Origin of the sequence: Streptomyces ochraceiscleroticus (assembly GCF_000720485.1) — a bacterium.
In the GTDB taxonomy this organism is placed as follows: domain Bacteria; phylum Actinomycetota; class Actinomycetes; order Streptomycetales; family Streptomycetaceae; genus Streptomyces; species Streptomyces ochraceiscleroticus.
In genome coordinates, this window is the sequence record NZ_JOAX01000015.1 from 155,480 (window position 1) to 167,382 (window position 11,903).

Annotated in this window: 8 protein-coding genes and 1 pseudogene; 5 read left to right on the top strand and 4 right to left on the bottom strand. The window is 69.8% G+C overall.

The genetic code is table 11. The features are described from left to right. Positions 1 to 221: 221 nt before the first annotated feature. Complete coding sequence (locus IG84_RS0120320; RefSeq protein ID WP_031059118.1) at positions 222 to 434, top strand: hypothetical protein; 213 nt, start codon at positions 222 to 224, stop codon at positions 432 to 434. Continuing rightward, the gene (locus tag IG84_RS0120325; protein ID WP_031059121.1) at positions 415 to 867 is read left to right on the top strand and encodes an NUDIX domain-containing protein; all 453 of its coding nucleotides are present in this window, start codon (positions 415 to 417) and stop codon (positions 865 to 867) included. Before IG84_RS0120320 ends, IG84_RS0120325 begins: the two co-directional genes overlap by 20 nt. Positions 868 to 882: 15 nt before the next feature. Here the strand turns inward: IG84_RS0120325 and IG84_RS0120330 are convergent. Together IG84_RS0120330 and IG84_RS0120335 are read right to left on the bottom strand one after the other, a co-directional pair. After that, a pseudogene (locus IG84_RS0120330) lies at positions 883 to 1,299 on the bottom strand (transposase); the annotation flags it as partial. Positions 1,300 to 1,781: 482 nt separating this feature from the next. Beyond that, positions 1,782 to 2,381 carry a TetR/AcrR family transcriptional regulator gene (locus IG84_RS0120335; RefSeq protein ID WP_031059126.1) on the bottom strand — a complete coding sequence of 200 codons (600 nt, stop codon included), beginning with the start codon at positions 2,379 to 2,381 and terminating at the stop codon, positions 1,782 to 1,784. Positions 2,382 to 2,493: 112 nt separating this feature from the next. Here IG84_RS0120335 and IG84_RS0120340 point away from each other — a divergent pair, with 112 nt between their 5' ends. After that, positions 2,494 to 3,507 (top strand): NADP-dependent oxidoreductase, encoded by a 1,014-nt coding sequence (locus tag IG84_RS0120340; protein WP_031059128.1) that lies wholly within the window; start codon positions 2,494 to 2,496, stop codon positions 3,505 to 3,507. Between the two features lie 727 nt (positions 3,508 to 4,234). On the opposite strand, the gene IG84_RS41630 is transcribed toward IG84_RS0120340, so the two are convergent. Both IG84_RS41630 and IG84_RS0120355 read right to left on the bottom strand, forming a co-directional pair. After that, positions 4,235 to 6,352 (bottom strand): NB-ARC domain-containing protein, encoded by a 2,118-nt coding sequence (locus tag IG84_RS41630; protein WP_063761822.1) that lies wholly within the window; start codon positions 6,350 to 6,352, stop codon positions 4,235 to 4,237. 1,053 nt (positions 6,353 to 7,405) lie between these two features. Beyond that, entirely contained in the window at positions 7,406 to 7,894 is a 489-nt protein-coding gene (locus IG84_RS0120355; protein WP_031059130.1) for a hypothetical protein, read from the bottom strand. 978 nt (positions 7,895 to 8,872) lie between these two features. Between IG84_RS0120355 and tap the strand changes: the two genes are divergently transcribed. Both tap and tpg read left to right on the top strand, forming a co-directional pair. Next, positions 8,873 to 11,035: a telomere-associated protein Tap gene (gene tap, locus IG84_RS0120360; RefSeq protein ID WP_031059132.1), complete on the top strand. Its 2,163-nt coding sequence runs from the start codon at positions 8,873 to 8,875 to the stop codon at positions 11,033 to 11,035. Between the two features lie 7 nt (positions 11,036 to 11,042). After that, positions 11,043 to 11,600 carry a telomere-protecting terminal protein Tpg gene (gene tpg, locus IG84_RS0120365; protein ID WP_031059135.1) on the top strand — a complete coding sequence of 186 codons (558 nt, stop codon included), beginning with the start codon at positions 11,043 to 11,045 and terminating at the stop codon, positions 11,598 to 11,600. The last annotated feature ends 303 nt before the right edge of the window (positions 11,601 to 11,903 follow it).

The following is an 11,903-nucleotide window of genomic DNA, read 5'->3' on the forward strand; positions in this document are numbered from 1 at the left end:
GGCGTGGCGGTGGGTGCCGGTGATGCGGGCCAGGCCCTGTCGTTCGGATCTTGCCCGTCCCGCTGTGCCCCCGACTCGCTGGCGTCGCGTGCTGCTGCGACTGAGAGGGGCGCCCACCTCGGGAAATCGTTGGCGGGAGGACGATCGAGGCGGCTAGAGTCCGAATTTCTGCCCGATTCGCAGGAGGTTCGGCTTGCGGCGCGACAGCCAGGTGCTCCCCGATGCTGCTGCGCAGGCTTACCGACTGCGTCGAGCGACTGCGGCACCGGCCGGCGACGGCGGCGGAGGGCGAGGAGATCCGGCAGCTCACGGCGGTGGTCACCGGCCACCAGGTGGAGCTGATACCCGGGGTCGCGCAGACCCTCAAGACGCTCGGCTGCCAACCGCCCCGAACAGCTCCGAGGAGAGCAGGACATGATCTGCACACCGCCTGAACGCCCCAAGGACCGGGCGCTGCGGGCCCCTACCGTCTCCTGCGTTTTCGTTTGTCATGACGGAGCGGACCGGATCCTGCTGGCCCGCCGCAGCACGGGCGCGCGGGACGAGCCGGGCACGTGGGACACCGGGGCCGGCGCTCTCGAACACGGTGAGACGTTCGAGGACGCCGTGCGGCGTGAGGTACGCGAGGAGTACGCCGCCGAGGCTCTCGCCGTCGAGACTCTCGGCGTGCGCAACATCCTGCGAGGTGATCCCGTCTCCCACTGGGTCGCGGTGATCTTCGCTGTCCGGGTGGACCCCGCGCACGTCGCCCTCGGCGAACCCCACAAGTTCGACGCCATCGACTGGTTCTCCCTGCACCGGCTTCCCGAACCCCAGCACTCCCAGCTTGCCGAGACACTCACCCTGTTCTCAGCCCACCGGCCCTAGGCAGTTTCGATTGGATCACCGAGCGGACCAGAGGAAAATGCCCGCGATGTGGAGTCCGGCCAGGTAGACGGTCGCGGTCTTCTCGCAGCGGGTGGCGATGCCTCGCCACTGTTTCAGGCGATTGATGCACCGCTCAACCGTGTTGCGCTGCTTGTACGCGTCCCGCTCGAAGGCCGGTGGCCTGCCGGCCCGTCTGCCCCGACGCAGTCGGTGGCCTTGCTGGTCGGCGGGGAAGGGGATCACCGCGCGGGTGCCGCGCCTACGCGGGTAGTCACGGATCGCGCGGGAGGAGTACGCCTTGTCGGCAAGGATCACCTCCGGCTTGGTGCGCGGTCTTCCACGGCGCCGTGGAAGACGCAGCCGGTCCAGCACGTCCGTGAAGGCGGGCGCGTCCCCGGCCTGCCCGGCGGTAAGAACGAAGGCCACCTCACGGTGGTCCCTCCAGCGGCCACCCCGCTTCGGCATCCGATCCGGAAGCAATGGCTTGATCCGCACCCACTGCGCGTCAGTCAACGACACAACCAGATCACGACCGACTGATCCAAACAAGACTGCCTAGTCGGGCATACGCACTCCTTGATCTCCGCCATGGTCGCCGCAATCGACGCGAGCGTCTGCGAGGTCTACATGTGACTGGCCGGTGGTTCATCCTGAGCCCACGGGCCCAAGCGGCGGGGGAAAGACCGTGCCGCAGGCGCTGAACGAGGTGCTGTGGATGCCCCCACCGAGCCGGTGCCCATCAGCACCCGCATCGGCCCGAAGTTGAGCGCGACACCGAGGAGAAAGGCGCCCGCACGAAGTGCCGAGCACCCCGCCAGGCAGGCTACTGCCAGCCGCGGCCTGACGGGCCGAGGTGCGCAAGGCAGCGACCGTACGAGCAGTGCGGAGAGCGCGATCGACACCGTGGGGCCATGTCAGCCACGGGTCCGAGTACGAGGACGATGTTCGTCCTCGGCATCGCTGCCCCCCGCACTCGTCAGAATCGCGCTCGCGACGACCTCGAAGAGACGATCGGCGCGTGGCGCGAGCGCGGGTTGATCGCCGAGCCATGCCAGTGCCGCTACCAGTGCGAACAGATCGGTGCCGTCAATGTCGCTTCGGGCCTTGCCCGCGGCCTGGGCGCGGGTGAGGAGTCGCGTGCCGGCTGCGCGCAGGGTGACGCACGAAGCGTGGAGTGCGGATTCGGTGTCCTCGATCGCCGCTGCCATCAGCTCGGTGACGCCTTGGTACTCGGTTGTCCACGCGACGCAGTCGCGCAGCCATGAAACGAGAGCGTCTTCGGGCGAGCTCGACGTCTCGAGTTCGCCTGCCTTTGCCGTCAGTTCGTCGAAGCTCGTGCGGAGCAGGGCATCGAGCAGTGCCTCGCGTGTCGGGAAGTGCCGTAGCAGCGTTGCGAGTCCGACACCGGCCCTGCGCGCGATGTCGCGCAGGGACACGTCGACGCCCTGCTCGGTGATGGCGGCGCCCGCAACGACGAGCAGGTGGTCGTGGTTCTTCCTGGCGTCGGCCCTCATCATGCCCCTCTTGACTATCCGGATCAGTGGTCCATATATTCGGATCAGTGGTCCGGATACCTGGATCACTGATCCGAATAAGTTTATCCCGCGGCGCGGGCAGGAGAGATAGATGTCCACACACACAATGAGGGCGATCCGGCTGCACGGCTTCGGCGGCCCGGAGGTGCTGCGTCATGAGGAGGCGCCGGTTCCCGAGCCGGGGCCGGGCGAGGTGCTCGTCCGCGTGCACGCGGTCGGCCTCAATCCTCCTGACTGGTACGCACGTGAGGGAATGCCTGACGTACCTCCCGAGGTCAAGCCCACGTTCGATCTCCCCCTGATTCCGGGGACCGACGTCTCAGGCGTCGTGGCAGACGTCGCAGCCGATGTCAACGGCTTCGCGGCCGGAGACGAGGTGGTCGGCCTTCTGCGCTTCCCCACCGCTCTCCAAGCCGGCGCGTACGCCGAGTACGTCACCGCGCCGGCATCGGACTTCGCACTCAAGCCGGCCTCCATCGATCACGTGCAGGCCGCCGGCCTGGCCATGTCGGGGTTGACGGCATGGCAGTTCCTGATCGAGCTCGGGCACGACCACCCCTCACCGTTCCAGGAGGCCCAGCACCGCCCGACGGCACTCGACAGCGAGACCACGGTGCTCATCAACGGCGCTGCAGGTGGCGTGGGGCACCTCGCACTTCAGCTGGCCAAGTGGAAGGGAGCCCACGTCATCGCCGTGGCCTCCGGCGCTCACGAGACGTTCCTCCGCGAGCTCGGCGCCGACGAATTCATCGACTACACCAAGGACCGGCCCGAGGAAGCCGCCCGTGACGTCGATCTCGTCCTGGACACGGTCGGGGGTCCCGACACCAGGCGCTTCCTGCCTACCCTCAAGCACGGCGGCGCGCTGTTTCCGGTGTTTCCTGGCGGTTTCGACGAAGAAGAGATCGCAAAGCTGGGGGTCACGGTCTCGAGCGCGCAGGTCCGCTCGAGCGGCGCGCAGCTCACCGAACTGCTACGCCTGCTCGCCGCGGGCACGCTGCGCGTCGCGATCGACAGCACGTTTGCGCTCGCGGATGCCCAAGCGGCGCACGAGCGCGCCGCCCGGGGGCACATCCAGGGCAAGATCGTGCTCACGGTCGCTTAGCAACGAGCCGTCTCACCGATGCGTCCGGCGGTGGTCCTCAAGCATTGGACGGCGTCGGGACGCCGCCCCCGAGACCATGGGACGCGTCCGACCAGGTCGTCGCGGTGCTCGCTGCGGCGAACCGAGCGGACCCATTCGGTCTCGGCTCGTTTCGCCGCAGGAGATCGCCGAGACGATCACATTTCTGGTGCCCGACGGCGCCGCATACAGCACCGGGAGGCACCACACCGTCGTCGACGCAGTGTGGCGGTCGGTCGCGGGTCGCGCTTGCCGCTCAGATCACGCGCTCCGCCCTCCCATCGCACACCGCGCGGCTGCTTTCGCTGACCGCGCCCCGTCTTTCACCCGACAACCGAGCACGAGCGAGGTTTGGCATGACGACAACTGCGGTTTTCGGCTGGGGAACCCGCTACCTCGGCACAATGCCGACGACAGAGACGGATCTCGCCCTCGCAGAGCGGCTCGCCGTCCAGCAGACGCTGGCCCTACGCCTTCTGCCTGGTGCAGCCCGGCAGAAGGCTGGCCAGTGACAGCGATCCCTGAGTGCCTGTGTCCGAACTCCCGAGGTGTATCTTTCCGGCACTGGCGGGCAGCCGCGATCCGGCTGGGGACACGTCAGTGATTCCCGGGCAGTCCTCGCAGGGGACTGCCCGGTGCTGTACGGGCGGGCGGTCGGGGCGAATAGCCGGTGGGGAGGCCGCCTGCTTCCGGGTTCCGTTGGCCTGTGTCAGTCGGCCTCGGCGTGCGGTGGGGCGGCCTCGGACGTGTTGAGGGCGCAGGCGATGCCGGTGTCGAGATCGGTGTCGTAGCCGGCGCGGAACGCGGTCTGGTAGGCGGCGTCGCCGATGAGGCGGCGGGCCTGTTCCTCGCACGCCTGGCGGGCGGCGACGAGTTCGGGTGCCCCCATCTGGGGGGAACCGAGTGCCTGCCATGCCCGGTCGGCGATACCGAGGAGCTGGGCGCCTCGCTCGGCGTGTCCGGACGCGACCGTCGCGGAGGCGAGTACGTCGAGGGCCGTGGCGATGCCGACGCTGTCGTGGACGCGGCGTTTGCCCTCGAGGGCAACGCGGGCATGAGCCGCGGCCTCCTCCGCCTGCCCCAGCCCCAACGCGGCGAGGGCGCGGACGTAGTCGCCCCAGGCGCGGGCATGAGTCTCGCCGTGCCGGTCGCATACGGCGCAAAGGCCATCGGCGACGAGTGCGGCCTCGGCGATCTGCCCAAGCTGGATGTGGACGAAGGCCCGGGCGATTTGGAGGAGGGGCCACGCCGCGTCATACCGCCCCGGGGGCGGTGGAGTACGCGGCGCCGTGTCGAGCACCTTGGCCGCCTGCGTCTGCCGACCGCTCAGCGCGAGACTGGCGCCCTCGAGAAAGACAGCGGCGACCGGGGCGGTCTCATCCGCCTCCTCGGCCGTGGCCTCCCGGAAGATGCCGACAAAGCGAAGGCCGGTCTCCATGTCACCCAAGGTATGGCTGAGGACACCGCGGGCCCACAGGGCCTTGGCACGATCCGGCCCGGGGGTGGCGTCCAGCTCCAGGGCCCGGTCCAGGTAGTGCTCGCCCTCTTTGGCGAAGCCGCAGGCGTACCAGAGGAACCATAGTGCCCCGCCCATCTGCAGTGCGCTGTGGCCGTCCTGTTCGGCGAGGCAGAAGTCCAGCGCGGCGCGGAGATTGGCGAACTCGGCAACCATCCGGTCGCGCCAGGCGATCTGGTCCGGCCCGATCCAGGCACCATCCGCAGAGTGGGCCAGCTCCTGGAAGTATTGCCGGTGCCGGCAGCGGAGCTGGTGTTCCTCGCCGAGGCGGCGCAGCCAGTCGGCGCCGAACTCGCGGAGGGTGTCCAGCATCCGGTAGCGCTCCCCGCCCCCGGTCGGGTTCCAGGTCACGATCGACTTGTCCACCAGCGCGGCCAGCAGCCCGGGGATGCGCTCCTCCGGCAGGAGCGCATCGGCGCACACCCGCCGGGTGGCCTCGGCGTCGAAGCTGCCGGCGAAGACGGACAGCCGGGCCCATACAAGCCGCTCGGCCGGGCTGCAGAGCTGGTGGCTCCAGCCGATCGCGGTCCGCAGCGCCTGGTGCCAGGGGGGCTCCACCACCGCATCGGTCTCGCCGAGGACCGCGAACCGGTCTCCCAGCCGCCTGGCCAGTTCGGCCACCGGCCACTCCCGTAGCCGGGCCGCGGCCAGTTCCAGGGCCAGCGGCAGACCCTCCAGCCGCCGGCACATCCCCACCAGCTCGGCCCGGTTGGCATCGGTGACCGAGAATCCGGGCACCGCCTCGGCGGCCCGCGCGGCCAGGAGCGCCACCGCATCCACCGTCTCCACCCCGGCGGCCGGCGCTGCGCCGATTGTTGGCACCGGCAGCGGCTCGACGGTGAACACCTCCTCGGCCGCCACTCCCAGCACTCGGCGGCTGGTGGCAAGGATCCGCACTCCCGGCGCGGTCCGCAGCAATGCCTCGGCGACCATGGCGCAGGCGTCGGCCAGGTGTTCGCATGTGTCCAGGACCAGCAGCAGCTTCCGGTCGGCGAGGTAGTCGACCAGCACGTCGATCATCGGCCGGGTCGTCTGATCAGCCAGCGGCAGCGCTTCGGCGATGGTGTGCGCCAGCAGCGCGCCCTGACGCAGCCCCGACAGTTCCACCCACCAGACACCATTCTGGAACGACGGCTGCGCCTCGCATGCGACCCGCAGCGCCAGCCGTGTCTTGCCCACCCCGCCGACCCCGGTCAGCGTCACCAGCCGGGAGGCCCCCGACAGCCGTTGGATCTGCGCCAGCTCGGCCCGTCGTCCGACTAATTCCCCTACCTCCGCCGGCAGGTTCCCCGCCCGCCTCCGCCTGGTCACGTCGCCTCTCCACGTCTCCGGGATGGGGCAGTCTGCCGACTCTCACCACGTTGGGTGACGGTTGAGAGAACATGATCGACTGCGACCACAGCGGACCGCGACCGTTCGGGAGGAGCGCGGTTGCTGAACAGCAGCGCACGCCCCATGGGCAGATCGGCCCGACCGTCCGGCAACTCGCTGCTCGACTTGAGACGGCCAGTTGGCGGGTTGCTCGTCTGGGAGGTGGGCGTCGGCGAACGTTCCCGGCGGGGCCACGGCCTTGATGCCCTGGCCCTTTCGAAGCCGAGCACGTCCTACGCGCGGGTGGTTTCGATGACGCTCGCCGCGGGCGTGGAGGCGCTGCCGCTGGCCGCGGAGAACCGCGCCGGCTACCAGCGCACCAGCTTCAAGCACTGGATCGATGAGGACTGCGATGGCTGCTCCGCTCGCAACGAGGTGTTGATCACCGTGTCGCGGACCCGCGTGGTCAAGGGGGATGGTTGCAAGATCTTGTCGGGGGAGTGGTTCTCCTATGACGACCAGCAGACCGTCACCGACCCAAGGGTCTGGACATTGATCACATGGCCCTCTCACGGTGGTCTGGGTCTCCGGCGTCTCCCGGTGGAACAAGGAGCGTTGCCAGGCATACGCGAACGACGTCGGCGCGTCACGCTTCCTGGTTGTCGTCACCGCCCGGGCGAACCGCTCCGAGGACGGCCAGGTCTGCGCCCGGTGGATGCCGCCCTCGGCCGGCGCCCGCTGCCTCGGAACGTCCTTGACTATGGATTAGCTGCGCTGGGTGCTGGCTGCCGACCGGGATGGGGTGTGGGCGCTGCGCGGGCTGGCGGCCGGCTGCGGACAGCAGCGCATCGTGTACGAGCGCGCCGACGGCTGACCTTCCCGCGCAAAGGTTGGTGGTCCTTGAGTAGACCGAGTGGAAGGTGTCCGTCAGCCGCTCGCGCTGCTGACTTCCCCACTCGCCGTCCAGCAGGGGGGCTGGCGTCGGTGGTGGGGTGGTCGGGTTGTGGCTGGGCGGTGTCCCCAGCCGTGGGGCTGGGGAGACCGTCCGGTGGGTCAGGAGGCGGGGAGGATGGGCCACACCGCGCCGGTGGACGGGCAGGTCCAGCTAGCGAGGCCGTTCGCGGTTCGGGCCACTGCCGAGTGGCCATGGCTGGGGCAGGGCGGGTTGGGGGCGCCGCCGGTCTCTTCCAGTACCGCGTCCTGGAGCTGGTCGGCCAGCAGGGTGAGGGCTTCGGCATCAGGCATCGGCTCCTCGAAGTGGACGAAGGCCGAGGAGCCGTCGGCGAAGGTGAGGGTGACCAGCAATCCGGCGACATGGTCGCCGAAGCCGGTGCCGTCCTGGCCGCCGTCCAGGGCGGTGGACAGCGAAGAGCGGAACTCCTCCGCTGTCGCGGCATCGTCTGCTGCGCCGGTGCACGTCCCTGCGTCGGCATCGGCGGTGAACCCCGGGCCAGTGACGGTGAGGGTGTGCCCGGCCGGTGCCCGGAGCTGGGCAAGGATCGCGTCGGCCCAGTCTTGGATCAGATGGTGTGAGAGAGGCATGGTTGGTTACTTCTTCGTCTCGACGTTGCTGGTCCAGGTCAGGGTGCCGGTACCGGTTCGGCCTCCGGCATGGGCGCGGAACTTCGAGTAGTTCTGGGACTGGGCAGGGTCGCCGTGCTTGACCGGCTTGAAGTGCCATGGAAGTGATAGCTCTTACCCGCCGTGCGCGGCGCATCCTTCGGCATGTGCTTGCCGTTCTTCCACCACGATGCACCCGTTCGGCCACCGACCCGGTGATGACGGACCGCGGCTTGGTGGAGATCCGGTAGCCCCAGTTGATGGGCCGGCGAGCCTGACGTTGGGTTTTGGTCGCTCCTTCGGGCAGAAAGGCGCTGGTGGTAAGCCTGCCGGGTGCGCCGGTGGCCGTGACCGTGTCAGTGAAGGCGAGCTGTTTGAGGTGGCCGTTCATGGCCGGCTGTCCGCCGGGGTGGGGGAGTGGCCGAGTCGATGGAAATGCCAGGCGTCGAGCTGGTTCGTTTGGCTTGCCGTCAGCGGTCTGTGTTCGCTGGCGCGGCGGCGTTGGGTGGCGACCGGCGCCGGGGCGCGGCCGTCGTGGTCAACGCCGCGCACGTGGACTCGAGCATGGTGAACCATGTTCCCCGCCACTACCGCGATGCTGTCCTGCCGTATCTTCGCCCTTTCTTGCGCATCTACGTCGATGAGATCGTCGAACGGCGGGGTTGCACGGACGTGTCGTTCCCGCTGCAGGGTGCGTTTCGCGCGCCATGCTGGACCCGGTCCGGATCTCCTTCCGGGCTGCCCGGCCTCTGGGGTTGGCTGCGTACGTTTGCCGGGCTATTGGGTCACGCGGCCGCACATGGCCTGAGTGGCAGGAGTGAGCAGGACGGGCTCGGTGCAGCGGCATCCGCTCTCGGGGGGAGCCGTCGGCGGTGGTCAGGTGCTGTCCTGAGGCAAGGGGATCGACCAAGGGTAAATCCAGGGGTAAATTGAGGGGTGTTTTCTGCTAGGGTTTGCGTTATGCCCAGTGAAGAAGAGCTGTTTGAGGCGGTCGATGCACTCCTGGAGGGGGATCCGCAGTTGCCGCTCCCGGCGGAGCGGGCCCGACTGCGGGAGGCGGCCGGTGTCACCCAGGCTCGGCTCGCCCAGGCGCTGAAATCGACGACGCAGACGGTGAAGAACTGGGAGAACGGCCGGTCCGAACCGCGGCCGCCGCGTTTGCAGGCGTACCTGCGGCTGCTGGAGGGGTGGGCGGCGAAGTACCCGCCCGAGCCACGGGCGTTCACTACCGCCCCGCAGGAGCCGGCAGTCCCGTCCGTCCCCGCGCCGGCTGCTGCTCCCGCGTCCGCAGCGGCGCCCGTCGGGCAGTCCAGGGCGAAGCCGGCCGCATCGTCGCGGCGTCCGGCGGCGAAGGAGCCAGCGGTAAAGGAGCCCGCTCCAGCCACGGCCGTCGATGCGCGGTTCGAGAACGGGCCGCTCGCGGTCATCGACGTCGAGGACGGGCAGGTGCTGGCGTACTGCGTCGGCGGCCTGGTCCAAACCGTGCCCGCCAAGTCCCTTCCGGCCTTGGTCGACTGGACGCTCATGGAGGCGAAGCTGGGGCAGCCGAAGCTGTCCGGCCCGGGTAAGGACGCCGATCCGCTGCTGGTGCTCACCGAGGCCGCGCTGGAGCGCTACGGTCTGCCCGTCGCCCTCACCGAGGAGGAGCGGCTTGCCGGGCGGCTCCCGGAGGGTCACAAGGTCCTCAATCAACTGGCGCGTGCGGAGTGGAAGCTGACCAAGCGCGGGTTCGGGCCGTGGGCGCGGATCTACCGCCCGGCCCGGGGCGCGGAGCGGGCCTGCGTGCAGCTGTGCATCCCGTCCTGGCACGCGCTGGACTCCCGCCACTGGGGCGAGGCCGCCCAGCTGCCGCCGACGGAACTCGCCCGCCTCCTGGGCGTGTACGCGTCCCGGGTGATGACACCGCGCGGTTCCACCGCGGTGACCGGCCTGGAGCTGATGACCGCGCTGCACCCGCCGACCCGCGCCTCCGAGCCCGACACCGAGGGCCGCCGGCACTCCGAGCACAACCCCGGCTCGCTGGGGAAGGACCCGGTGGACTGCGCGCCGTGCGAGGCCCCGGACGGGCACCCGCTGCTGGCGGACCTGCCGCGCTTCCACGTCCGCGGCCCGGCGGAGAAGCTGTTCGAGGAGGCGTACGACTGGGCACGCCCCCTCACCGACGCCGAATGCATGCACCGCCACCTGGTGGGCATCGACGTGAACATGGCCTTCGCCGCCGGAGCCAACGGTCTGATCGTCGGCCTCGGCGCGCCCACGCACGTCAAAAACCCGGTGTTCGATGCGAAGCTGCCCGGCTCCTGGCTGGTCGACCTCTCCCACGTCGACCTCTCCCGCGTGAAGGTCGCCAAGGACAAATGGGCGCAGCTGGACGGCGACCTGCTGCCCAGCCCGTTCACGCCCAAGGGCGAACACCCCCAGGGCCCGGCCTGGTACGCCACACCGACCGTCGCCTACGCCGTGGAGCTCGGCTACGAGGTGCGCCCGATCGAGGCGTACGTCCGGTACGACAACGGCCGTTACCTGGACGGCTGGTACACCCGGCTGCGCGACGCCTATCTCGCTACGATGGCCGACCTCGGCGTGCATGCGGACATGGCGCCGGCGGACTTCCTGGCCGCGATGGACGGCTACCGGCAGCGCGACCCGCAGCTGGCGCTCGTCGCCTCGGCGATCAAGGCGACGGTCAAGGGTGGCCTGGGCAAGCTGCGCGAGCGGCCCCGGGGCGAGGGCTGGCGGCCGGGCCAGCCGTGGCGGGCGCTTGCCCGGCCCACCTGGCGCCCCGACATCCGCGCGGCCGTCATCTCCCGTACCCGCATCAATCTGCACCGCAAGATCGTCAAGCATGCGGCGTTCACCGGCCAGTACCCGGTCGCGGTCCTCTCCGACTGCGTCGTGTACGCGACGGACGGGACGACGCCGCTGGACTTCCTGCCCTACCGGGACGGCAAGCCGCTGCCCGGCGGCTTCAAGCTCGGCGTCAACCCGGGGCTGGTGAAGTGGGAAGGCACCCAGACCGTGCTGTGGGGTGAGGGCGTACGGGAGCAGTTCCACGCCCCCGAGCTCAACCTCGCCCGGTACATCAAGGACGGCACCGTCACCGACGTCGACAACGGGGAGTAGGTAGACGATGAGCACGTTCGGGGACGGCCTGGAGGCTGCGGTGCAGAAGGCGTTCACCCGCCCGGCGCCCAAGAGCGCGGGCGCGCAGATGCGGTACCTGGTCAAGCAGCTCAAGGGCACCCGCGCGGTCGCCCAGATGCTGCGGATCTCCCAACGCACCGTGGAGCGGTACGTGAAGGACCAGATCAAGAAGCCGAGGGCGGACCTCGCCGCGCGCCTGGAGCGCGAGGTGAAGAAGCGGTGGCAGCCGCAGATCCGCGCCAAGGCCCGGCAGAAGGCGGCGACCACCGGCGGCATCGTCATCGACACCCGCGCCCGCATGGGCTACACCGCGCCGATCGGGTCGACGGACCAGGACCGCATCCGGCACCTGACCGTCGCCCTGCCTCCGCAGTACGCCGCCCGCCTCTTCGATGCCCAGCAGGCGGGCGCCAGTGACCAGCAGCTCCAGGAGATCGCCGCTGAAGGGCTCAAGGAGGTGTACTTCCAGGACGGCGGCCGCCGCGCCGGGAGCCTGGAGGAGGTCCGGTTCACGGACATCGAGCACCTGGAGTTCGACCTGTAGCAGCCGCGCCCCGGACAGCCCGCGAGCCCCGGAGGTGCCGGATCGTTGGAGTCGGCTGGCGAGCGTTGCACTTGACCAGCTGAGCGCGCACGGCCCTGCCAGGCCGGTGGTGGACAAGGGCCAGGTGAGACCGTTCGAGGCCGCGTGCGGGCGCAAGGTCCGGTGAGGAACTCCAGGCCGCCCGCGGCTCGGCCTCATCCGCTGGCGCATGGTGTGTTTGTGGGGCGTGAGTGAGGCGTTTCCGAAACGTCAGTGGCTCCGGGAAAAGTGGTGTCCACACCGCGGGAGCGGCCGAAGAACACT